This is a genomic window from Deltaproteobacteria bacterium, assembly GCA_020845895.1.
Classification (GTDB): Bacteria; Lernaellota; Lernaellaia; order JACKCT01; family JACKCT01; genus JADLEX01.
In genome coordinates, this window is the sequence record JADLEX010000053.1 from 106,103 (window position 1) to 129,420 (window position 23,318).

Sequence of the window (23,318 nt, forward strand, 5' to 3'; positions counted from 1 at the left end):
GCCGAGCGCCGATCGCTATGTTTGGGCGTCCTGTTCAGGGCTCGTCCAACGGTAGGACACTGGACTCTGACTCCAGGTATCGGGGTTCGAATCCCTGGCCCTGATCTGAATGATCCGGCGTCACAAGTCGACGCCGGTTCCGCTGCGCTCCCATCGTCTAGCGGCCTAGGACGTCGGCCTCTCACGCCGAAAACACGGGTTCGATTCCCGTTGGGAGTGCTTCTCTCACCCGCGGCGCGCCGCGGGTTTTTCTTTAGCCGATGAGATCCTCTTCCACCTGCTGCGTGCCGTGCCAAACCTTCAGGCGCACCACGGGGTTCTCCTCGTCGGTCGCGTCGATGTGCACGTACGTGCGCGTAACGCGCCGCCCGAGGTTTGAGGCATCGAGCGAGATCAAGTCGGTCCACGTTCCCGCGTTCAGGTACTCGCCATACGCGCCGAAGCGCCGATGCCCGTATTTGTGCGTATGGCCGAAGATGACGTATCGGTACTTCGTCTTCTTCAGGATCTCATCCGCGCCCTCCTCCATCGAGGCATGTCCGTACGCGTTGGCCATGCGTCGCCACGACAGGCGGAACTCGCGCCGCGTAACGGGGTCGCGCGAGAGGCGGTTGCGCACCCAGAACCGGACGATGCCCGTGAGCTGATGCCAGAAAAAGACGTGGTCGTTGATGAACGCGTACTTCAGGTAGATGCGAAAGGGGCGGATCTTGTTGATGTAGGGCCGTGTTTTCTTGAGCGGACTGATGTACTGCATGACGAAGCGGCTGACCGGCGGCATTCGCAGGATGCGCTCGCCGTGCGCGTCGCGATAAAAAAAGTTCCGCGTACTGAAGGCGTTGAGAAACTCGTGCTGATGTCCGTGCGCGACGTGGACGACGCCGAAGCTGTAATCGTTGTCGAAAAATCGGATGTCGCCGCCGATGCGCCGGGCGACTTCGTCGCGCACCGCGGGCCACAGCAGAGCGGCGTCGTGGTTGCCCACGAGAAACACCACGCGCTTTCCGGGACGCGAGGCGAAATCGGCAACCGCATCGAAAACCTTGGCGTGACCGGCGATGATCCGTTGAAGCTTCCACAACGCGGTCTGCTCGGTCTCGCGGTCGGTGACCAGATCTCCGTCATAGACGTCGAGGAACTCGAAGAAGTCGCCGTTGAAGATCAGCTCGACGTCGTCGTGGTAGTGGCGGCGCCCCCCGTAGTACTCGAGAAATTCGACGAACTTGTCGCCCTGATGGAAGTCCTCGCGCTCATTGAGACCGCCTTCGGCGTCGACGCGCCCGCGTCCGAGATGAAAATCGCTGACGACGAGCTTGATCCGCCTCATTTCAGACGCGCTCCCGCTTCGCATCGCCGGTCGATTTTTCTTGCAATTCGACCGAAAAGATCCAAGATGGGAACCGGAACGACGCGCGGAAGCTCATGCCTCTCCCCGATGGATTTTTTCTATATCTGGGCCGCCAACGCATCGCGGGACGCGTTCGGGAACTGGCCCGCCTGATCGCGCGGGATTCCGATCCCGAACGGCTGATCGTCGTCGGCATCCTGCAGGGTGCCGCGCCGTTTTGCGCCGATCTCGCGCGCGAGTTGGACGGGCGGGTTCGATACGATTTCCTCCGTCTCGCCAGTTACGGCGACGAAACCACGTCCAGCGGGCGGGTGCGACTGGTGCATGATCGACAGACGGATGTCGAAAATCAAGACGTGATCCTGGTCGACGACATCTTCGACACGGGATTGACGCTGCGATTCGCGACCGACCATCTGGGTTCTCACGGCGCGCGGAGCGTACGCGCGGTGACGCTGCTCGCCAAGGGGCATGGGAGTCCGGACCACTTCCGCGCCCACTGGATCGGGTTCGATGTGCCGCAGGGGTACTACATGGGATACGGCCTCGATTTCGCAGGACGATACCGGGGATTGCCGGACATCTACCGAAGGGAGCCGTGATGACACGCCCGCTCTCCGTCACCGTGGCGGCAGTCGACCTGGGCGGTACCGCCATCAAGGCCGGGCTCTTCGACGGTCACGGCCATGCGCTCGCCGAAAAGCGCGTGCCCACCGGCGACGACCTGCGCGCGGAAGCGATCGCCGACGCCATCGTGAGCGTCGTCCGCGACGTTTGCGGCACGCACGCGACCGCCGGCCTCGGGATCGGAGTGCCGGGAGGCGTCTACGCCGACGGCCGCACGGTCAGCCAGGCGCCGCAGTTTCCGTTGTGGAAAGACGTCGATCTCGCGTCGATGTTGGAGGAACGCCTCGCCTGCCCCGTCGCCCTCGACAACGACGCCAATCTCGCCGCGCTCGGCGAATCGTGGCTCGGCGCGGGGCGCGGCGTGCAGAATCTGGCCATGTACACGCTCGGAACGGGAATCGGCGGCGGGTTGATCCTTGCCGGGCGCGTATGGCGCGGTGCGTGGGGAATGGCGGGTGAGCTCGGCCACGTGACGATCGATCGCGACGGACCGCTTTGCGGATGCGGAAACCGCGGGTGCCTGGAATCGCAGGCCAACCTCAAGGCGGTCGTCGCACGCGGCGAAGACGCGTTGAATCACGGTCGATCCCCGATTTTGCGAGAAATCTCACGCGATCGACTTGACCCTGTCACACCCGAGGCGATATACGACGCCGCGACGAGGGGATGTGCGACCTGCCGGGAGATTTTCGAGGATGTCGGAAGCTTTCTGGGCATCGCCGCGGCCGGGCTCCTCAACGTGCTCAACGTGGAGACGATCCTCGTGGGCGGCGGCATGAGCGGGGCCTGGGAGTTCATCGAGGATTCCCTGCGTCGCGAGATCCGCTCGCGGGCCTTTCGCGTCCCGGCCGAGATGGTCGTCGTCCGGCGGGCGGAGCTCGGCAATCGGGCCGGGCTGGTCGGCGCGGCGCGCATGGCGCTTCTCGACACCGCCTGATTTTCAAAAACAAGGAGGCTTTCCGTGAACTCGCCCGTTCTGAACACCGCGGATATCCTGACGATGATCCTCGCCGGCGGAGAAGGCAGGCGGCTCTATCCCCTGACGGCGGAGCGCGCCAAGCCCGCCGTGCCTTTTGGCGGTCGCTACCGCATCATCGATTTTGTGCTGTCGAATTTCGTCAACTCGGGCTTCTACCGCATCAAGGTGCTCACGCAGTACAAGTCCGACTCGCTCAACAAGCACCTCTCGCGCGGATGGAACCTCTCGACCATGGTCGGTCACTACGTCGAGGCGGTGCCCCCGCAGCAGCGCATGGGTCCCGACTGGTTCAAGGGCTCGGCCGACGCGATCTACCAGAACATGAACCTCATCACGGATGAACGCCCGAAAATCGTGTGCGTGTTCGGCGCGGACCACATCTTCAAAATGGACGTTCGCCAGATGGTGCTGGTCCACCTCGCGATGCAGTCGGCGTGCACGATCGCGGCGATCCCCGTGCCGGTCGAGGAAGCGCGGTCCTTCGGCGTCATCGAGGTCGACGAAGACTGGAAGGTCGTGGGGTTTCAGGAAAAGCCGACGAAGCCCCGCGAGATCCCCGATCGCCCCGGCTGGGCGCTGGCCAGCATGGGCAACTACATTTTCGACATCGACCCGCTCGTGGACGTGCTCAAGCGCGACGCGAAGCGCGCCGACTCCAAGCACGACTTCGGCCAGGACATCCTGCCGACGCTTATGACCGAAGGGCGAATGTACGCCTACGACTTTTCGAAGAATCGCGTCCCCGGCATGCACGACCGCGAGGTCGGCTACTGGCGCGACGTGGGGGACCTCGACGCCTACTTCGCCGCGAACATGGACCTGGTTTCGGTCACGCCCGTGATCGACATCCACAATCAGGCGTGGCCGATCCACACCTTCGCGCATCCCGCCGCGCCCGCCAAATTCGTTTTCGCCGACGACGAGCACAAGCGCATGGGCGTGGCGACCGACTCGCTCGTGAGCGAGGGGTGTATCGTCTCCGGCGGACGGCTCAATCGATGCGTGCTGTCGCGCTTTGTGCGCGTGAATTCCTATTCCAAGGTCGAGCACTCCATCTTGCTCGACGAGGTGGTGATCGGCCGCCATGCGCAAGTGCGAAACGCGATCATCGACAAACACGCGCACATCAAACCGGGGGCGAAAATCGGATTCGACGACGCGGCCGACCGGGCCCGCTTCCACGTGACAAAAAAGGGCATCATCGTGGTTCCCAAAGGCGCCGTGGTCGACTAAAGATCGTCGAACTGACCGAATACGTGGCCGCGTCATTGACAACTGGCGCGGCCATGCCCTAAATCCGCGCCGATTTCCCGAGCCAGGAGCCGTCAGGCGTGAAAAACCCCGTCACCTTCTGCATCGCGCTGCACAATCACCAACCCGTGGGGAACTTTGGTCACGTCTTCGACGACGCGTTCCGAAAGAGCTATGCGCCGTTTCTCGACGTCTTGCACAACCATCCGACCGTCCGCGTCTCGCTGCACACCTCCGGACCCCTGCTCGATTGGATGGAAGAGCATCAGCCCGGCTACCTCAAGCGACTCAAGTCTTTCGTCGATGCCGGGCGCGTCGAAATTCTCGGCGGCGGATACTACGAGCCGATCCTCACGATCATTCCCCGGCGCGACGCGGCGATGCAGATCGAGACCATGGCCGCGTTCGTGAAACGCCGCTTCGGTCGCCGCCCTCGCGGAATCTGGCTCACCGAGCGCATCTGGGAACCGGGGCTGCCCGAACTGCTCGCGGAAAACGGCGTGGAATACACCCTGCTCGACGAGAGTCACTTCCGCGCATCCGGTGTCGAGCCCGACGCGATGATCGGCCACTACGTCGCCGAAAAACTCGGCCGCGCGGTGCACATCTTTCCGATCCGCAAGGACCTGCGTTACGCGATTCCCTTCGCCGAACCGGAAAAGACGGTCGAGATCCTGAAAAAGCTGGGCGAGGCGTCACCCGGAACGTGCGTAACCTACGGCGACGACGGCGAGAAATTCGGACTGTGGCCGAACACCTACGACTGGGTTTACGAACGCAGGTGGCTCGAAAAATTCTTCGACGAACTCGCGAAAAACTCCGATTGGCTGACGACGGCCACGCTGTCCGAGGCGTTCGACCGCGTGCCCGCCACGGGACGCTCTTACCTGCCCGCGACCAGCTATCACGAAATGACCCAGTGGGCGCTGCCGACCGAGGCCGGCGTCGCGCTGGAGAAGCTCGGTGAGGATCTGAAAAAACGCGGTGAGTGGGAGCAGTCGGAGCGCTTTATCCGCGGCGGATTCTGGGACAACTTCCTGGTGAAATACGACGAGGCGAACAGGCTTCACAAGCGCATGTTGCGCGTGTCCGAAAAAATCGCTCGTTGCCCGGAGGTCAGCGCTCACACGACGCTTGCGATGACGGCCCTGATGAAGGGCCAGTGCAACTGCGCCTACTGGCACGGCCTCTTCGGCGGACTGTATCTCAATTATCTGCGCGACGCCGTCACGCGCCATCTGGCGCAGGCCGAAAGCTACGCCGACCTCATGCTCCACGGCGGCGCTTCGAGCGCGCGGGTCGAGGTCGCCGACTTCGATCTCGACGGTCGCCACGACGTGATTCTCGAATCGCCGTGGTATCGCGCCGTCGTCAATCCGGCGGACGGCGGCACGCTCGCCGATCTCGTGCTCGTCCGACAGAATTTCGACATCACGAACGTCATGACGCGTCGCCGCGAGATTTATCACGAGCGCGTGCGGCAGGCTTCGACCGCGACGAGCGACGGCGTCGTCAGTGCGCACGACATGATTGTCGCGAAGGAAACCGGCCTCGAAGAATATCTGCGTTACGACCGGCACACCCGCGTGGCGTTTCGCGACCGTGCGTTCGCCGAGATTCCGACTCTGGACCAGACGCTTTCGGACATCCCGGAATCCGTCGGTCGCCTCGCCGATCTGCGCTATGACTTTTCCGTCGGCCCGGACTCGGATTCGCCCCGCGCGCGCCTCGTCGCCTCGACCGAAATCTCGGCGGACGGCGTCGCCGCGCCGATCCGCATCGAAAAGGAATTTCGCGTCGCGGCCGACACGCCCGAGTTCGTTGTGAGCTATCGCTGGACGAATACCGGCGCGACGGCGGTGCGTTTCGTGTGGGCCGCGGAGATGAATTTTACGCTGCTCGCCGCGGACGCTTCCGACCGATGGGTCACCGTCAACGGGCTGCGTCACTCGCCGCGCGAATCGTTTGACGCAACGACGTCGCTGGTCGCGCTTCACGACGGCTGGCAGGACTTCACCATGTCCGTGGATCTCGACTCGAAGGCCACGCTTCGACAGTACCCGATCGAGACCGTCTCCCAGTCGGAGGCCGGATTCGAGCGGACGTATCAGGGCACCTGCCTCGTCGTTTATCTAACCGTGGCGATCGAACCGGGTCGCGCCGCGACCGCGTCCTTCACGTTCACGGTTCTCACCGGCGCGAAGGACTGAGAACGTGAGCGAGGCGCACCCGGCACGCGCCCAGATCCGCGTCGATCCTTTCGGCGGACATCGCGTCATCCTCGCTCCCGACCGGGCCAATCGACCATACGCCTACGCAAAGCCCGAGCCGCCGGTCGAGCGCGGCGAATGTCCGTTCTGCCCCGGCAAGGAACACGAAACGCCGCCGGAAATCTTCGCACTTCGCGACAACGCGCCGAATACACCCGGGTGGCGTTCGCGGGTCGTTCCGAACAAGTTCCCCGCCCTCAATCACGCGGCCGACATCACGGAAGTGGGCGCGCCGTGGGAACACATCGAGCCGGGCCTCGGCGCGCACGAGGTGCTGATCGAGCACTCCGACCATCATTGGACTTGGGCGGATGCGAGCGTTGAGGAAGCCCTGCGGGTGCTGACGATCCTGAGAGACCGCGCCGCCGCCCACGCGCACGAGGTGCGATGGGCGTACACGCAGATCTTTCGCAACGAGGGCCGTGAAGCGGGCGCGTCGCTCGCCCACCCGCACACGCAGATTCTGTCGCTGCCCTTTGTCCCGCTTCCGCTCGTGCGGGAAACCGAAAGTTTCGGTGCACACCACGCGACAACGGGGCGCTGCCTGATGTGCGACGTGATCGAACGTGAGCGCGAATCGGGCGTGCGTTGGATCACCGGCGTTGGGTGCGCAGCGGCGTTTGCGCCCTTCGCGCCGCGTTTCGCCTACGAAACGTGGATTGCGCCGACGGTTCACGAAGCGCGGTTCGAAGAGTCGGCGGATGAGGTGCTCGCGGATGCCGCCCAAATCCTGATCGACCTGGCGCGGCGGATGCGCCGCGTGCTCTGGCGATTTGATCACAACTGGGTCTTGCACACGCAACCCCAAAATCCTTTACTGCCGGGCGTGTTTCACTGGCACATCGAATGGACGACGCGCCTCGGGCGCGCCGCGGGATTCGAGCGGGCGACCGACACGTACATCAACTCCGTGCCGCCCGAGGTCGCCGCCGCATCGCTACGCGCGGCGGGAGCGTGAGGTGAAGATATGAGTGTTTGCTCGAAGGTCACCGGCGTCGGGTTTTTTGTGCCCGACCGAGTAGTCACGAACGACGACTTGTCGGCGTTGATCGACACCAGCGACGAGTGGATCCATCAGCGCACGGGCATCAGAGCGCGCCGCCATGCGCCGGACGGCATGACGAACGTCGACATGGCCGAGATCGCCGCGAAGCACGCGATGGACGAGGCGGGTATCGGCCCGGGCGACATCGACCTGCTGATCGCGGCGACGCTTTCGCCCGACTACTCGTTTCCCAGCAACGCACCGTTCATCCAGCGGCGGCTCGGCCTCGGGCCGGTGGCGGCCATCGACGTGCGCAACCAGTGCACCGGATTCCTCTACAGCATCGCGGTCGCCGATGCGTACATCCGAACCGGACGGGCACGCCGAGTGCTCGTGATCGGCTCGGAGGTCCAGAGCGGCGGCCTCGACTTCGACTCGCGATCGCGCGACATCGCGGTCATCTTCGGCGACGGCGCGGGCGCGTTCGTGATGGAGGCGGGCGATTCGTCCGATGGCAAGGGCGTACTGGCGGTGGCGCTGCACGGCGACGGCACGCACGCCGAAGACCTTTGGACGGATGCCGAACGCAGCTACGAGCATCCGCGCCTCACGATGGAGATGTACGAGTCGGGCGCGGTGTGGCCGAAGATGCGCGGACGCGCCGTGTTCATCCAGGCGGTCAAGGAACTGCCCGAGATCATCAACGAGGTGCTCGCGAAGACCGGCCACGCGCTCGACGACGTGGACTGCTTTGCGTTTCATCAGGCGAATCTGCGCATCAACCAGTGGGTCGGCTCGTCGATGAACATTCCCGACGAGAAGATCTTCAACAACATCGAGCGTTACGGAAACACCACGGCCGCGACGATTCCCGGCGTGATTTTCGAGGCCCGCGCTTCCGGCCTGATCCACGACGGGTCGCTGGTCGTCGCGGCGGCGTTCGGCGCGGGGTTCACCTCCGCGGCCATTACGATTCGATTCTGATCGGGGCACAAAATGGGCGTGAAGATTCTTTCCGTGGCGAGCGCGTTGCCGCGGCGTCGCGTGGACAATTCCGAACTCGCGACAACCCTTGGGATCGGCGAGGCGGCCCTCGCATCGCGCGTCGGCACCACGGAGCGGCGCTACGTCGGCGGAGAAGAGACCGGCGCGAAGCTCCTGGCGTCCGCGTCCGATGACGCGCTCGCTCAGGCGGGACGCACGCGTGAGCAGGTCCGCGCGATCGTGGCCTCGACCGTCACGCCAGACCACCAGTTTCCGGGCAACGCCGCGTTCCTGCAGAAGGAGTGGGCGCTGCCCGGCGCGGCGATCCTCGATGCGCGCGCGTGCGATGGCGGCTTCCTGCACTCGCTCGATGTCGCGCGGACCTTCATCGACGCGGGCACCTTCGATCTCGTCCTGCTCGCGGCGTGCGACCTGTTCTCGACCTACCTGCGGCACGAGCCCGAGGGTGCGTCCGTCACGCCGTGGTTCGGCGACGGCGCGGCCGCGTGCGTGCTGGCGCCTTGCGACGACGACTCCGGAATCCTCGCGCTGGAGGTCGGGAACGATCCCGCGCACGTCGAGGCGTTTTGGGCGAAGGATCCCGGGACATACGTGCGCCCGCGCATGACGCGCGAAACCATCGAAAAGGGTCTGTGGCATTTCACCATCGACATGGATGCGATGGCGCGCGAGACCGCCCGCCTGATGCCCGCTATTTGCCGCCGCGCCTTGGAAAAAGCCGGGGTGGGAGCGAGCGACGTGTCGATCTTTATCGGGTCCGCGATCCTGCCCGAGTGGGGCGCGGCGGTCGCCGACGAACTCGGCATCCCGCGCGAGCGCGTCCCCGCCACGCACGACAGCATCGGCTATTGCGGAACGGCGCTCCTGCCGATCAACATCGAGCGCGCGCTCCGGTCCGGACGGGTGAAGAGCGGCGACGTGATCCTCGCCGCGTCGGTCGGCGCGGGGATCGCGTTCGGGGCGATGGTCTATCGCGTGTGAGGTCGGCGCGAACGGACGCGGACTATTCGAGCCCCTCGCGCAGCAGGTCGTGCATGTGCAGCGCGCCCACCACGCGGCGCGACTCGGCGGATTCGGTGATGAACAGCACCCAGATCCGCGCGTTTTCCATCAACCGTAGGGCATCCACGGCCATCGTCCCCACCGGTAGGGAGCGCGGATTGCCCGTCATGACCTCGTCCACTGACCGCTCGAACAGGTTCGCGTGCGCCTGCATGCCGCGTCGCAGATCACCGTCGGTCAGACACCCGACAAGCCGGTCGTCCTCGCTAAAGACGCCGGTGATGCCCATGCGTTTTGATGACATCTCGACGACGGCGTCGGACACGCGGGAACCGAAGCGGACGCGCGGCACGCGATCGCCCGTCACCATCACATCGTCGACCCGAAGCAGCAACCTCTTGCCGAGCGCGCCGCCCGGATGGCGTAGGGCGAAATCCTCCGCCGAAAACCCGCTCTTCTTGAGCAGCGCCACCGCGAGCGCGTCGCCCAGTGCCAGACTCGCGGTCGTGCTCGTCGTCGGGGCGAGGCCGAGCGGACACGCCTCTTCGTCCACGCGGCAGTCGAGCACCACATCGGCCGCGACCGCCATCGGCGAGTCGGCCTTGCCCGTCATGACCACGAGCGGCGCGCCGATGCGGCGAATGGAGGGAAGGATCGCCAGGATTTCCGGCGAATTGCCCGAGTAGCTGAGCGCGAGCACCACGTCATCTTTCGCGATCACGCCCAAATCGCCGTGCATGCCCTCGCCGGGATGCACGAACACCGCGCTGGTGCCGGTGCTCGCGAGCGTGGACGCGATCTTCGACCCGATGTGCCCGCTCTTGCCCATGCCGGTCACGATCACCTTGCCGACGCACGCGTGCAAAAGACTCACCGCCGCGTCGAACTCCGGCCCGAGACGATCCGCGACCTGCGCGATGCCGCGCCGCTCGGACTCGAGCACTTCGCGCGCCGTGGCGATGTGGGACTGGTCCGTCATTCAACGCCGCTCTTCATCTCGTGGATCGAGATCGCCCCTTCGTCGCAGTCCTCCTGACGGTGCGCCACCGATGCCGCGACGAAATCGCGGAACAGGGGGTGGCAATCGACCGGCCGGCTCTTGAACTCGGGATGGAACTGACAGCCGAGAAACCACGGATGGTCCGGAATCTCGACGATCTCGACGAGGTTTTGCGCGAGATTGCGCCCCGAGACAATGAGGCCCTTTTCTTCCAGCTTCGCCAGCAGCGAGTTGTTGACCTCGAAACGATGCCGGTGGCGCTCGGAAATGTCCGTTTCCTTGTACGCCTTCATCGCGTGCGTTCCCTTGGTGACATGACAGTCGTAGGCGCCGAGGCGCATCGTCGCGCCCATCTTCGTCACGTTTTCCTGCTCGGCCATCAGGCAGATCACGGGGTACGGCGACTTCTTGTTGAACTCGGTGGAATTGGCACCTTCCATGCCGCACACGTGGCGGGCGAATTCGATCGTGGCGATCTGGAGCCCGAGGCAGATTCCGAAGTACGGCACACGGTTTTCACGTGCATACCGCGCCGCGAGGATCTTGCCCTCGATGCCGCGCAGACCGAATCCGCCCGGCACCAGAATGCCGCCGACATCGGCGAACCGCTTCGCGCACTCCTCCGACGACGAGAGTTCCTCGGAATCGACGAAGATGAGTTCGACCTTCGTCTTGTTGGCGATGCCGCCATGCACGAGCGCTTCGTTGAGGCTCTTGTAACTGTCCTTCAGGTGAACGTACTTGCCGACGATGGCGATACGCGTCTTTTTCTTGGGCGACACGAGCGCGCGGTTGATCGACTTCCAGGCCTTCAGGTCGGGTTCCGCCGCCCACACGCCCAGCGTCTCGAGGATGATGTCGTCCATGCCTTCCTCGTGGAAGTGCAGCGGAATGGCGTAGACGTGCGACACGGTGATCGCCGAGATCACCGCCTCTTCCTTGACGTTGCAAAACAGAGCGATTTTGGCCTTGATCGATTTCGACAGAGGCTGATCCGACCGACAGATGATGACGTCGGGCTGGATGCCGATTTCGCGCAGCTCCTTGACCGAGTGCTGCGTCGGCTTGGTTTTCAGTTCGCCCGCCCCTTCCAGATACGGCACGAGCGTCAAGTGGATGTACGCCGTGTTTTCAGGTCCCTCGTCGTAACGGAACTGGCGGATGGCTTCGAGGAAGGGCAGGCTCTCGATGTCGCCCACGGTGCCGCCGACCTCGACCATCACGATATCCACGCCTTCGGCCGCCGCGCGGATGCGCGCCTTGATTTCGTCGGTGATGTGCGGAATGACCTGCACGGTGCCGCCCAGAAACTCTCCCTTGCGTTCCTTGCTGATGACCGAGTCGTAAACTTGGCCGGCCGTGAAGTTGTTGCGCTTGCTCGTGCGTGTCGAGATGAAGCGCTCGTAGTGACCGAGGTCGAGATCGGTCTCGGACCCGTCGTCGGTGACGAAGACCTCTCCGTGCTGGAAAGGATTCATCGTCCCGGGATCGACGTTGATGTAGGGGTCCAGCTTCAGGATCGCCACGCGCAGACCGCGCGCTTCGAGGATCGCCCCCAGACTCGCCGCCGCGACCCCCTTGCCCAGCGACGAGACAACCCCTCCGGTCACGAAAATGAATTTCACGTGTTTCTTCTTCATCGCCCGATCACTCCTCATTTCGGCGCCCGCCCGCACCTCGAGCAAATAACCATTGTGTTCCTATTCCTTTCGGCCGCCGACCCGGTCGCGCATGCGCTCCAGATCGGCGGGCGTATCGACACCCCAACTGTCCGACTCGACCGTCGGCACCTTGATTCGAATGCCCGCCTCGATCGCGCGAAGCTGCTCGAGCTTTTCGATCTGCTCCAGACGCGACGGCGGCATGGCCGTAAAGCGCCGAAGAAACTCCTTGCGATACACATAGAGTCCGATGTGCTTGAAGAACATACCGTCGAACTCCGGCCGCCATTCGCGGACGGGCTCGCCGTCCATCGCGTCGCGCACAAAAGGGATCGGCGATCGCGAAAAATAGATCGCGAAGTCGTTCGCGTCGGCGACCACCTTCGCGCAGTTCGGATTCCACAGATCCGCGGCGTCCCGAAGCGGAGTCTTGAGCGATCCCATCTGCAAGGCCGCGTCCGATGCAAACGGCGCCACCGCCGCGTCGATGTGTTCCGGATCGAGCAGCGGTTCGTCGCCCTGCACGTTGACCACCAAATCGACGTCGAGCGGCAATGCGGCCTCGGCAACGCGGTCGGTTCCGCTGGGATGATCGGCGCGCGTCATGACGGCGTCGAACCCGGCCCGCGTGGCGACGTCCCGAACGGCGTCGTGGTCCGTCGCCACAATGATCCGATCGACCGAGCGGGCGAGCGCGGCTCGCCGCGCAACGTGCACCACCATTTCGACCCCGTCGATCAGGACAAGGGGTTTTCCGGGGAATCGCGTGGACGCGAACCGGGCCGGAATGACGGCGACGACCTTCATCGCGGCCTCCGGAAGCTCGGCGTCTTGGCCGGGAACGACGGGTTCGGATCGCGGAGGCGGCGGCGCGCAGACCATGCAAAAACGTGCGCACGTCGCCCAAACACCACTCCACCTCCGAGACGGACGATCGTCACCTATGGGGCCGGGAGCGGCTCTCGATCCGATTTTTGGAGAGCCGGTTCATCATCCTCGAAGGGCCGATCCGTGTCAAGGCCGATCGCGAAGGGGGCAGCCAGATCTTGTGGTATTTCCGTGGGATTTCGCCTCTTTACCACTACGGATAGTGGTGATATTCTGGTGATTACCCTCTGAGGCCGTCCCGGGCCGCCCGCGTGCCCCGGGGTCGTTGACCCCGTTTGCGGCCCGTCTACAATTTCACCCGATCTCATCTCGATCGGCGGGGAAACCGACATGACCGGCGCGCACGTCGACACGCGTTCGCTTCAGGAAAACGTCCTGTTCGGTCCCGTTACCGAATACGAGGTCGTGCGGTTCCTGGAGTCCCTGCTCGATCTGTGCGGCAAGATCGAGCGGTACCCCATTTCGAGCAAGATTGTTCAGGAAGGCGGCGCGCAGGCCGCCGCGTCGCTCGCGCGTCTTTGGGAAAAACCCGGCGACGACGCGACAATTTCCGAACTCTACAATCAGTTGCAGGTCAACGACATTCCACTGTCGAACGCCGCGCAAACGCATCCCACGGTCAGCGCGTTTCTGTATTTCATGCTCGAAAACAACGTTCGCGCCGTCACCTTTCACGCAAACGCGAAGGACGAAGACCTCGTTCGGTTCTTCTCGGCTCTGGTCAATGCCACGGCGGGCAGGGACCTCGACGACGAACTGCGGGGCCTGGGACTCGCATCGATCGACTACTTGCCGCAGGTCACCATCCCAGCTCCGCCGGAGAACGCGCCGCGTGTATCGTTCGCCCGCACGGACGGGTTCTTCACGGATACGGGCGAGGATTCCGAGGACGACGTGGCCTGGGAGGACGTTCCCGTGGAGCGCAACGCCCCCGAGGAGCCGGCCGAACCGGCAACCGAGGCGGCGAGTGACGCACCGGGAAAGCGAATCCACGTCCGCGTCGTCGTCGGCACACATCCGCTCTTCGGGGCGACGGTCACCGTCGTCGATCATCTCCACCCCACGGTCGTTTTCGACGCCGAGCCGGGCGCCACACTCCAACTCATTCCGGGCGACTACGCGCTCGAAGTGCGCTACGAGGCGTACCGCGTCATGCATCCGCTGAAGGTCGGTTACGACGACGACGTCCGCAACATCGACGTCGATCTCCAGCGCGTTTTCGATTACTGATGCCCTCGCCCGTCCGAAGCCGTTCGATCGCCCGCGTCGCTTGCGTTTGTGTTGTTCTCTTCGCGGCGACCGCCGCATACGCCGACGCGACGCTCGTCGTGATCGGCGGCGAATCCACAACGCTGCGCCGCGTTTACGAGCAGGACGGCGAGATCTGGATCGGTGCGCGCGAGCTGCTGGAGGCGCTGGGGTTTCAGGTCACGTGGAACGCGTCGAGCGAGAAGTTGATCGGCCACGGGAACGATCGAAGCGTGCTCCTGACGCCCGGAATCGAACACGTCGTCGCCGGGGCGAAGACGCGCCGCCTCGCGCACGCGCCGCGCTTCGTGGGCGGGGAACTGTGTGTCCCGGTCGAATTCGTCGAGCGCGCCCTGCCCCAGATCCTGGGCACGCAGGCTCACCTCGAAGCCGTACACCCGTCGCCGATCGCCGTGGCCCCGACCTTCGCCGCGACGGTGTCCGTTCTGAAAAAGATCGTCGTGGACGCCGGGCACGGCGGGCACGACGCCGGCGCGACATCGCCCGAGGGCATCAAGGAAAAGGACATCAACCTCGGTGTCGCGCTCAAGCGGCGCGAGCTGCTCGAACGCAACACGCAGATCGACGTGGTCCTGACGCGCGACGGCGACTACTTCATTCCGCTGGCCGGGCGCACGCAGATCGGCAATCGGTCCGAGGCCGACCTGTTCCTGTCGATTCATTCGAACGGATCGGTCAATCGCGCGGCGACCGGCCTGGAAACGTATTTTCTCGCCTATGAGGCGACCGACCGGCAGGCGGCGCGGCTGGCCGCCGAGGAAAACCGCGTCGTTTCGCTGGAGGAGAATTCGCCGTTTGCCGCGTTCACCGAGGGCGACGATCTGGCAGCCATGCTGCGCGACATGGTGAACGCCGACAACATGCGCGCATCGGAGCACTTGGCGGCCGCGGTGCAGCGGCGCATCGTGGAGTACATGCACCTACCCAACCGGGGAGTGAAACAGGCGCCGTTTTTCGTGCTGGTGGGATCGAAGAATCCGGCGATTCTCGTCGAGGTCGGTTTCGCCAGCAATCCGGTCGAGGCGCGGCGACTGGCCGAGGAACAGACGCAGTGGGTGCTCGCCGAGGCGCTGTTTCAAGCGATCATGTATTATGACGAAACGCTCGCCGAATCACGCGCGGGCGAGCGGCCCTGAATCCGCCAACAACGACTCCACATCCGCCGCGCCGATTGCCTCGTATCCCGCATTTTCGAACTGATCCACGATGGCCGCGGCCAGTCGATCCGTCGATTCGCTGGCGGGCAGTGCGAACTTCGCATCCCGCGTCCGAAACACGCTGAATACCAGCTCGCGAATCGGCAGCGCCGCCGGTGAACGCGCCGGGATGAAGCCGGGCGACGGCTCCTCGACCACGGCTAGCAACTTCGATTCGACGAAGCCGTCGAGGACCTCCTCGGCGAGTTCGATCGGCACGGCGAAACGATCGGCGATATCGTCGACCTCGGAAGGAGGCTCCCCGTCGCGAAATCGATTCGCGATAAAGAGATAGATCTGCACGGACAGCAGCAGGCGCTTCTGCGCGTCGAGTTCGCCGAAAACGCGGTTCTTGAGCAGCGCGTGGAAATTCTGATGGACGAAAGTCACCTCCGTCGCGAACAGCACGATCAGCCACGTGACGTAAAGCCAAATGAGAAACAGCGGCACCAGGGCGAGTGAGCCGTAGATGACGGAATAGCTCACCGCGCCGGCCGCCCAGCGCGCGAAAAGGCGCTTGCCGACTTCGAACAGGATGGCCCCGGTCACGCCACCGATGAGGGCGCTGCGAAAACGGACCTTCGTCGCGGGAACGACGGTCATGACGAACGCAAAGGCGAGCGACGAGAAGACCACCGGAAACAGCGACCAGAGGAGGCGCGACAGAAATCCGATCTGCATGATCTCCTGATAGATCATCATTTTCTGGACCTTGCCGGTGATGTAGAAGCTCGCGCCGAGAAACGCCGTCCCCCACACCAGCACCGCCGTAAAGATCATGACCTTCTGAACGAAGCGCCGTTTGCCCTTGTTCTTCCAGATCGCGTTGATGTTTTTTTCGATGTTTTGAAACAGCATGACCGACGTGACGAGCATGGCGACCGCGCCGATCGCGCCGAGCTGTTTCGTGTTGGCGGCGAAGGTGTTCATGTAGGTCATGATCTCGCCGCTTTTGGCCGGAATCAGGTTCGTGAAGAGGAACTCCTGCAACCGTTCCTTCATGTCGCCGAACGCCGCGAAAACCGAGAACATCGAGAGCAGCACCGCCGTCAGCGGCACCAGCGCGAGCAGCGACGCGTAGGCCAGCGCGTTCGCCCTCACCACGCACGCGTCCTTGCCGAATTCGCCCAAAAGTTGCGCCACGAACTGCGCGAAACGCACCGCGCGCCGCTGAATCGGTGGATCGCCCGAGGGGTCGTAACGGAAGAGCCTTTCGAGAATGCTCAAGACTTCAGCCTTTTGCGTCCACGAGGGGGCGCGTTCTCGGCACCGCTTCGAGCGTGCGATCGAGAACGCGACGGCGCATCGTCGCGGCCTCGTTCCACAATCCCTCAATCTCGCCGTCACGCAATCGACGTCTCAAGTCGCGCCACGTCGCCTCGAATTCATCGAGCGCCCGCTCGATATCCGCCCGATTGCCGGAAAGCACGCCGCTCCACGGTCGGAAATCCGAAGCCGCCAGCCGAGTCATGTCGCGAAATCCGTTGCCGGCGATCTTGAACGCGAGGTCGCGGTCCTCGACCGCGCCCCCGACCGTACGCATGAGCGCGGTGGCAAGGAGTTGCGGCAGGTGGCTGATCATCGCGACGAGCCGGTCGTGTTCGGCGGGATCGAGCGTGATCGGTCGCGCGCCGAGCGACTCGACGAATCTGATGAGATCGAGCATTCGATCGGGATTTACGCCCGGCAGCGGACACAGAATCCAAGGCCGCTGGTGAAACAGCAGTGCGTCCGCGGCATAAGCGCCGGAGCGCTCCGATCCGCTCATCGGATGGCCGCCGATGAAGGCGCCGCCGCCCAGCGTTTTTGCCGCGTGCGCGCAGATCGCGGATTTGGCGCCCGCCACGTCGGTCACAAGCGTCCCTGGTCCGATCGCGCCCGCGACGTCGTCGATGAGCATGGGGATGTGCTGCGCCGGCGCGGCGAGCACGACGAGATCGGCGTTGACGGCGAGTCGCGGCAAGGCATCGACCGATTCGACGCGATCCGCGGCACTGAGCCCGCGCAATCGCGCGAGCTGTTCCGGTACATCGACGGCCTCGATGACCGTGGCCGGCGCGACGCGGCGCACCGCAAGCGCGAACGACGCCCCGATCAGACCGAAGCCGGCGATGACGACGCGCCTAAATGCCATCGTCCCGCTCGGGGGCGATATTGCGTCCGAGTGTGGTCGCGATGATCCGGCAACGCCGCATGAGCGTGGCGAACTGGTCGAGATAGAGCGATTGCGGGCCGTCGGACAGCGCCTTCTCGGGATTCGGGTGAATCTCGACCATGAGTCCGTCAGCCCCCGCCGCCACCGCCGCCCGCGCGACGGGCGCGACGTAGTCGCGGATGCCGGTCGCGTGGCTGGGATCGGCCACGATCGGCAGGTGCGACAGATGCTTCACCACGGGAATCGACGAAATGTCCATGATGTTGCGCGTCTGTTGATCGTAGGAACGGATGCCGCGCTCGCACAGCACAACCTGCATGTTGCCGCCCGCCATCAGGTATTCCGCGGACAGCAACCATTCTTCGATGGTGGCCGACAGGCCGCGCTTGAGCAGCACCGGCTTTCGCTGCTTGCCGAGTTCCGTCAGCATCGTGAAGTTCTGCATGTTGCGCGCGCCGACCTGAAACAGGTCGACGTAGGGCAGCATCGTCTCGATCTGCTCGGTGGACATCACCTCGGATACGACCTTCAGGCCGTATCGGTCCGCCGCGTCGCGCAGAAGCTTGAGTCCATCGAGGCCGAGGCCCTGAAAACTGGAGGGGGAAGATCGCGGCTTGTACGCGCCGCCGCGCAGAATCCGACCGCCGGACGCGGCCACCGCCGCCGCCGACACGTTGATCTGCTCCTCGCTCTCGACGGAACACGGCCCGGCCATCACGACGACCTCCGGCCCGCCGATCAGCACGCCTTCCACGTCCACGATCGTGTCGTCCTTCTGAAACGTGCGGCTGGGCAGCTTGTACGACGACGAGATCTTCACGACGTCCGTGACGCCGGGCATGACCAGAAATTCCTCGCGCGCGAGCTTGCCGCCGTGGCCCACCACGCCCAGCACCGTCTGCTCGACGCCGTCGCTGCGATGCACGTCGAGCCCGAAACCGTGGACCTTCTCGATTACGGCGTCGATCTGCTCGGGCGTGCTGTAGCGATCCATCACGATCACCATGTTCCAACTCCCAACCGGCGGCGAAAGGCCGCGTGAAAAAGCGAAGTAGTATTTCACCCGCCCGAGGGGATGACAAGTCGGGGACGCCCTCCCTATGATGTCCCCGATCCCGATCCTCGCTCGATTTTGCGGGAGACCCGTTGTCCGACCGACTCGTCGACATCTACCGCCACCGCTATCTGCTTCGCGGCTTTGTCCGAACCGATCTGCGCAACCGGTACGGCGCGAGCTTTCTGGGCTTTTTCTGGTCGGTCATTCATCCGCTTCTGCTCGTGCTGCTCTACACCTTCGTCTTCGGCTACATCCTCGACATCAACGTGGGCGGCAACGCGGGGCCGAAAAACTACGGCCTTTTCCTCTTCGCGGGCATGCTGCCCTGGCTGGCGATCTCCGATGCGATCCATCGATCGTCGCAGGTCTTTCTCGAAAACCGCGACCTCGTGAAGCAGGTGAATTTTCCGAAATTCCTGATGCCGATGCGGTGCGTGATCGGAGCTTTTTTGCACGAGCTCATCGCCATGGCCGTGTACGTGCCGGTGCTCGTCATCGTCGGCCACATCGTGCCGAGCGGGATCGGCGTCGGCTTGCTCATCGCGATCCTGCCCCTGCAACTGATGTTCACGCTTGGGATCACGCTGTTCGTGAGCGCCGTTTCGGTCTTTTACAAGGACGCCCGGGAGATGATCGGCGCGGTGCTGACGCTCTGGTTCTTCGGGACGCCGATCGTGTTCCCCATGTCGCTGGTGCCGGAGAAGGTCGTGTACCTGTTTTATCTGAATCCGGCTTCGTGGCTGATCAACGCATATCGCGCGGCGCTGCTCGGCGACGAGATGCCCGAGCCCCTGGGTTTCCTCTACTTTTCGTTGGCACCGCTGCTCATGCTCGTCGTCGGGTGGGCGTGGTTTCGGCGGCTTTCGCGCGACTTCGCCGACCTGATATGAAAAAACCCCGAGCGCGACCCCGGGGTTTTCGAAACTTCAGGAAGTGCCTGAGCTAGAACAGCGTGTCGATCTTCGTGCCGCTGCCGGCCCGACGCTGCCGCTTCTCGCGTTCCAGTTCGGACTTGTGTTCGACCGAATAACGCGTCCACGGGCGAATCGCGAGCCGTCGCTTGTCGATCGGCTTGCCCGTGCCCTCGCAGTATCCGAATTCGCCTTCCTCGAACTTGGCAAGGGCGTGCTCGATCTCCCGCAGGAGCTTTCGGTCCTTGTCCAGCAACCGCCAGGCCAAGGCGGCCTCCGTTGCGTGGCTCGCCTGATCGGCTTCGTCGCCTTCGGTGCCGCCGGAAAGGCTGCCCTCACCGAGGGTGTACTTGGCCTTCGAGATGATTTCCTCGCGCTTCTGTAACAGCGTGGCGCGATACTGTTCGAGTTCTTCTACGGTCAGTTCCATCATCAACCGTTTCCTCCGACATCGGGGGTGCCGAGGACGCAATGGGCCGCGTTTTATAATCGGTGTGGCGGGATTTTTCAAGGCTTTCTCGCACGAAACGCCTTCCCGTCGTCCAAATGAGATGCTTTCTCAAGAATTCTCGGCACTTACGGGCGAAACGGGGGCGGAATTGACCGTCCCGCGATCGCCCGATAGCATTCGGTCGCACGTTTGCGGCGGCAGGCCGCCTTGGAGGGTGCGTTGATTCGGAGTTTGTTCGTGTTCGGCACACGGCCCGAGGCCATCAAACTCGCCCCGGTGATCCGGGAAATGCGAGCGAGATCGGATACTTACGAGGTTCTCGTCGTCGTGACCGCCCAGCACCGTCAGATGCTCGATCAGGTGCTGCGTCTGTTCGATATCGTGCCCGACATCGACCTTGCGATCATGCGTCCCAACCAATCCCTCGACATGATCGTGGCCCGTGCCATCGAGGGCCTCGGCGAGGCGATGGACCGGCTGAAGCCCGACGTCGTCCTCGTCCAGGGCGACACCACCACCACCTTCGTCGGTGCGCTCGCGGCCTTTCATCGCCGAATCCCGGTCGCCCACGTCGAGGCGGGGTTGCGGACTTGGGACCCCTGGTCGCCCTTTCCCGAAGAGATCAACCGCCAGCTCACCTCGCGCCTCGCCGCCGTCCACTTTCCGCCGACAAGCTGGTCGCGCGACAACCTGCTGCGCGAGGGCATCGACCCCGCCCGCGTGCATATCACGGGCAACACGGTGATCGACGCGCTGCTCGAAATCACAGGGCGCGAGTACCTCTTCACCGATCCGATCCTCGCGACGCTGCCGAAAAAGACGATCCTCATCACGGCCCACCGCCGCGAGAGTTTCGGCGAACCGTTTCGCCAAATGTGCCTCGCCATGCGCGCGATCGCCGAGATGTTCCCCGCGTGCGCGCTCGTCTACCCGGTGCACCTCAATCCGAATGTACGCGAGCCGGTGTTCGAGATTCTGTCCGGCGCGGCGAATATCCACCTCGTCGAACCGCTCGACTACGAGCCCTTCGTCCACCTGATGAAAAAAGCCCACATCATCCTCACCGACTCGGGCGGCGTGCAGGAAGAGGCCCCGTCGCTCGGCAAGCCCGTGCTGGTGATGCGCGAAAAAACCGAACGGCCCGAGGGAATCGAGGCGGGCACGGTGCGTCTCGTCGGAAACGACGGCACCAAGATCGTCAGCGAGGTCTCGCGCCTGCTCGACGACGCCGACGCGTATCGCGCGATGGCCGAAGCGAAAAACCCTTACGGCGACGGTCGCGCGTCGAAGCGCATCGCGGACATCGTCCCGGCCTATTGCAAATAGCCCAGCGAACGCAGTCGCTCCCGTTCGATATCTGAAATGTCCCGTGTCTCGCCCTCCGACTCCGCGAGTCGGTTCAGGCGTTCCAGATTTTCGCGTTCCAGTCGCGCGCGGAGGCTCTCGTCATCGGCCTCGGGATAGAGGTTCATTCTCTCGCTAGGATCGGCGGCCAAGTCGTAGAGTTCCACCGGATGATCGACGGAGAATGCGTCGAGATCGAAACAGATCGGCTCGATCCGTTTCTTCGTCTCGGTACGCACAGCAAATCGATGCGGCCCGAAGACCTCGCTCTCGGCGATGGCGATCGGCCCCGCCAGATTTCGCAACAGCTCCGGCGACCGACCATCCACGCACGGGAGAGCCTCGTCTCTCGTGCCGATCGCCGCGATCAGGTCGAACAGCTTTCGCTGTTCGATCAGACCCGCGTCGCGAAGCCCCGCGCAGGCCGCGTCCGGCGCGCGGAGGATGAGCGGCACGCGGATCATTTCTTCGTAAAGCGTGACCGAATGCCCCCACATGCCGTGATCGGCGAATTCCTCACCGTGGTCGGAGGTCACGATGATCCACGGCTTCCTCGCGCCGTCGGCGTCCAAAGTTTCCAGCAATTTCGCGATCGCGGCATCTACCGCGAGGATCTCCTCGTCGTAGCGGTCAATCACCGCCGTTCGCTCGGCGAGGGAAAACCCCGCCGCCGCCCGCGCGAAGTCGAGAAACGCGAGCCCCTGCAGATCGTCCACCCGGTCCGCGACAGGGCCAAACCGGCCGAGCGTATCGTCGGGCGGCGCGTAGGGATAATGCGGGTCGTAGAGGTGCAAAAAGAGGAAGCGCGGCCCGGCGGTGCGTTTCCACCAATCCGCGGCGAGGTCCACGACCACCGAGGCGCGAAAATCCGGCCGAAGTTGATAGCGGTCGAATCCACGCGCGAAACCGAATGCGGGGCTGAGCAGGTAGTTCGTCGCCACCGCGCCCGTGGCGTAGCCCGCGTCTTTGAGAATTTCGCCCAGCGTCGTCGCACCCGCGTCGAGCACCTTCTCGATCGAGGTGACGCCGTGCTCCCACGGACGCCGCCCCGTGAAGATCGACATATGCGTGGGCAGCGTCCACGGGGCGTGGGAGATGAAGCGGTCGGCGACGATGCCCTCACGGGCGAGCTTCGCCAGCCTTGGCGCGGTCTCGCGCTCATAACCGGACATCGAGAGGTGATCGGCGCGCAGCGTGTCGATGCTGATGAGCACAATGTCGGGACGATCCGGAACGGGATCGCGAGCGAGCGACGCCATCGCGATGATCCCGGACGCCACGCTCACGCCGCCGAGACGGGCGCTCCATCGCAGGGCGCGACCGACCCGAACCGGTTCCGCCGCAACGTGCCCGCGCCGAAACAGCTGCCGGGATACCACGAACGCGACCACGAGAAAATTCGCCACGACGACGGCGAGGAGAAACCTCGGAATCCGCGTCTCGTCGGCGAGGGCCGGCAACACAACGTTGCCGACGACGAGCCAGATGTTGATGTCCTCGGCGAGCGCGCCGCCCAGTTCCGGCCGAAACCACCACGCGCCGCCGACAAGCGCTCCCGCGAGGAGAGCTGTCGCGACAAGCGGCGTTATCATCAGCGCGCGACGGCGGCGGCGGCGATCGGGCTCGATCCGCGAGGCGAGGCGCGCAAATAGCGCCACGACCAGCGCGCCCCAAAACGCCGTGCGAAGCCCATCGGCGAGCGCCTCACGCCAAACCCACGCCACGAGTCCCGGCAGCCCGCGCTCGTGGTAGCCGTGCGTAAGAATCGTCCGCAGGGCCGCAAGGGATCCGAGGATCGGTCCAAAGCCCCACAGCGCGATGAAAACGCGCCGCCATTGCCCGGATCGAGTCGGCTTCGCGACTTTCGGGAGAGCTTCGCGAACGGTCGTTTCGGGAATCATCGAAATCATCGTAGGGGG

Annotated in this window: 20 protein-coding genes and 2 tRNA genes; 13 read left to right on the forward strand and 9 right to left on the reverse strand. The window is 64.1% G+C overall.

Annotation, left to right across the window (positions count from 1 at the left end; translation table 11 throughout):
* The first annotated feature begins 34 nt into the window (after positions 1–34).
* Together IT350_07000 and IT350_07005 are read left to right on the forward strand one after the other, a co-directional pair.
* A tRNA-Gln gene (locus IT350_07000) sits at positions 35–105 on the forward strand.
* A gap of 41 nt (positions 106–146) precedes the next feature.
* A tRNA-Glu gene (locus IT350_07005) sits at positions 147–219 on the forward strand.
* Positions 220–253: 34 nt separating this feature from the next.
* On the opposite strand, the gene IT350_07010 is transcribed toward IT350_07005, so the two are convergent.
* Positions 254–1,327 (reverse strand): metallophosphoesterase, encoded by a 1,074-nt coding sequence (locus tag IT350_07010; protein ID MCC6157785.1) that lies wholly within the window; start codon positions 1,325–1,327, stop codon positions 254–256.
* Positions 1,328–1,422: 95 nt separating this feature from the next.
* On the opposite strand from IT350_07010, the gene IT350_07015 reads away from it, so the two are divergent.
* The 7 genes from IT350_07015 to IT350_07045 all read left to right on the forward strand — a co-directional run bounded on the left by IT350_07015 (position 1,423) and on the right by IT350_07045 (position 9,446).
* Positions 1,423–1,950 carry a hypoxanthine phosphoribosyltransferase gene (locus IT350_07015; GenBank protein ID MCC6157786.1) on the forward strand — a complete coding sequence of 176 codons (528 nt, stop codon included), beginning with the start codon at positions 1,423–1,425 and terminating at the stop codon, positions 1,948–1,950.
* A complete protein-coding gene (locus tag IT350_07020; GenBank protein ID MCC6157787.1) occupies positions 1,950–2,912 on the forward strand; it encodes an ROK family protein in 963 nt (320 codons plus the stop codon). Before IT350_07015 ends, IT350_07020 begins: the two co-directional genes overlap by 1 nt.
* Before the next feature lie 63 nt (positions 2,913–2,975).
* Entirely contained in the window at positions 2,976–4,187 is a 1,212-nt protein-coding gene (glgC, locus tag IT350_07025) for a glucose-1-phosphate adenylyltransferase (protein ID MCC6157788.1), read from the forward strand.
* 98 nt (positions 4,188–4,285) lie between these two features.
* The gene (locus IT350_07030; GenBank protein ID MCC6157789.1) at positions 4,286–6,415 is read left to right on the forward strand and encodes a DUF1926 domain-containing protein; all 2,130 of its coding nucleotides are present in this window, start codon (positions 4,286–4,288) and stop codon (positions 6,413–6,415) included.
* 4 nt (positions 6,416–6,419) lie between these two features.
* Positions 6,420–7,433 carry a galactose-1-phosphate uridylyltransferase gene (locus IT350_07035; protein MCC6157790.1) on the forward strand — a complete coding sequence of 338 codons (1,014 nt, stop codon included), beginning with the start codon at positions 6,420–6,422 and terminating at the stop codon, positions 7,431–7,433.
* A 9-nt stretch (positions 7,434–7,442) separates the two neighbouring features.
* Entirely contained in the window at positions 7,443–8,444 is a 1,002-nt protein-coding gene (locus IT350_07040) for a ketoacyl-ACP synthase III (GenBank protein MCC6157791.1), read from the forward strand.
* An 18-nt stretch (positions 8,445–8,462) separates the two neighbouring features.
* Positions 8,463–9,446, forward strand: a complete 984-nt coding sequence (locus IT350_07045) for a ketoacyl-ACP synthase III (protein MCC6157792.1) — start codon at positions 8,463–8,465, stop codon at positions 9,444–9,446.
* A gap of 22 nt (positions 9,447–9,468) precedes the next feature.
* On the opposite strand, the gene IT350_07050 is transcribed toward IT350_07045, so the two are convergent.
* From IT350_07050 to kdsB, 3 genes are read right to left on the reverse strand one after another with little or no spacing between them, the layout of a single operon-like run.
* Complete coding sequence (locus IT350_07050) at positions 9,469–10,446, reverse strand: KpsF/GutQ family sugar-phosphate isomerase (GenBank protein MCC6157793.1); 978 nt, start codon at positions 10,444–10,446, stop codon at positions 9,469–9,471.
* Positions 10,443–12,107 (reverse strand): CTP synthase, encoded by a 1,665-nt coding sequence (locus IT350_07055; protein MCC6157794.1) that lies wholly within the window; start codon positions 12,105–12,107, stop codon positions 10,443–10,445. Before IT350_07055 ends, IT350_07050 begins: the two co-directional genes overlap by 4 nt.
* A gap of 60 nt (positions 12,108–12,167) precedes the next feature.
* Positions 12,168–12,935, reverse strand: a complete 768-nt coding sequence (gene kdsB / locus IT350_07060; GenBank protein ID MCC6157795.1) for a 3-deoxy-manno-octulosonate cytidylyltransferase — start codon at positions 12,933–12,935, stop codon at positions 12,168–12,170.
* 411 nt (positions 12,936–13,346) lie between these two features.
* Between kdsB and IT350_07065 the strand changes: the two genes are divergently transcribed.
* Together IT350_07065 and IT350_07070 are read left to right on the forward strand one after the other, a co-directional pair.
* Positions 13,347–14,246 carry a hypothetical protein gene (locus IT350_07065; GenBank protein MCC6157796.1) on the forward strand — a complete coding sequence of 300 codons (900 nt, stop codon included), beginning with the start codon at positions 13,347–13,349 and terminating at the stop codon, positions 14,244–14,246.
* Positions 14,246–15,421 (forward strand): N-acetylmuramoyl-L-alanine amidase, encoded by a 1,176-nt coding sequence (locus tag IT350_07070; GenBank protein MCC6157797.1) that lies wholly within the window; start codon positions 14,246–14,248, stop codon positions 15,419–15,421. The genes IT350_07065 and IT350_07070 overlap by 1 nt, the downstream gene beginning before the upstream one ends.
* Here IT350_07070 and IT350_07075 read toward each other — a convergent pair.
* From IT350_07075 to aroF, 3 genes are read right to left on the reverse strand one after another with little or no spacing between them, the layout of a single operon-like run.
* Positions 15,398–16,708: a YihY family inner membrane protein gene (locus IT350_07075; protein MCC6157798.1), complete on the reverse strand. Its 1,311-nt coding sequence runs from the start codon at positions 16,706–16,708 to the stop codon at positions 15,398–15,400. The two genes, IT350_07070 and IT350_07075, sit on opposite strands and share 24 nt — an antisense overlap.
* Positions 16,709–16,712: 4 nt before the next feature.
* Positions 16,713–17,615, reverse strand: a complete 903-nt coding sequence (locus tag IT350_07080) for a prephenate dehydrogenase/arogenate dehydrogenase family protein (protein MCC6157799.1) — start codon at positions 17,613–17,615, stop codon at positions 16,713–16,715.
* Positions 17,605–18,642: a 3-deoxy-7-phosphoheptulonate synthase gene (gene aroF, locus IT350_07085; GenBank protein MCC6157800.1), complete on the reverse strand. Its 1,038-nt coding sequence runs from the start codon at positions 18,640–18,642 to the stop codon at positions 17,605–17,607. Before aroF ends, IT350_07080 begins: the two co-directional genes overlap by 11 nt.
* A gap of 140 nt (positions 18,643–18,782) precedes the next feature.
* Between aroF and IT350_07090 the strand changes: the two genes are divergently transcribed.
* Positions 18,783–19,583: an ABC transporter permease gene (locus tag IT350_07090; protein ID MCC6157801.1), complete on the forward strand. Its 801-nt coding sequence runs from the start codon at positions 18,783–18,785 to the stop codon at positions 19,581–19,583.
* Between the two features lie 52 nt (positions 19,584–19,635).
* Here the strand turns inward: IT350_07090 and IT350_07095 are convergent, their stop codons facing one another.
* Positions 19,636–20,034, reverse strand: coding sequence for a TraR/DksA family transcriptional regulator (locus IT350_07095; GenBank protein MCC6157802.1), 399 nt, complete (start codon positions 20,032–20,034; stop codon positions 19,636–19,638).
* Between the two features lie 240 nt (positions 20,035–20,274).
* On the opposite strand from IT350_07095, the gene wecB reads away from it, so the two are divergent.
* Positions 20,275–21,381, forward strand: coding sequence for a UDP-N-acetylglucosamine 2-epimerase (non-hydrolyzing) (gene wecB / locus IT350_07100; protein MCC6157803.1), 1,107 nt, complete (start codon positions 20,275–20,277; stop codon positions 21,379–21,381).
* On the opposite strand, the gene IT350_07105 is transcribed toward wecB, so the two are convergent.
* Positions 21,369–23,300, reverse strand: coding sequence for a sulfatase (locus IT350_07105; protein MCC6157804.1), 1,932 nt, complete (start codon positions 23,298–23,300; stop codon positions 21,369–21,371). The two genes, wecB and IT350_07105, sit on opposite strands and share 13 nt — an antisense overlap.
* Positions 23,301–23,318: the final 18 nt, after the last annotated feature.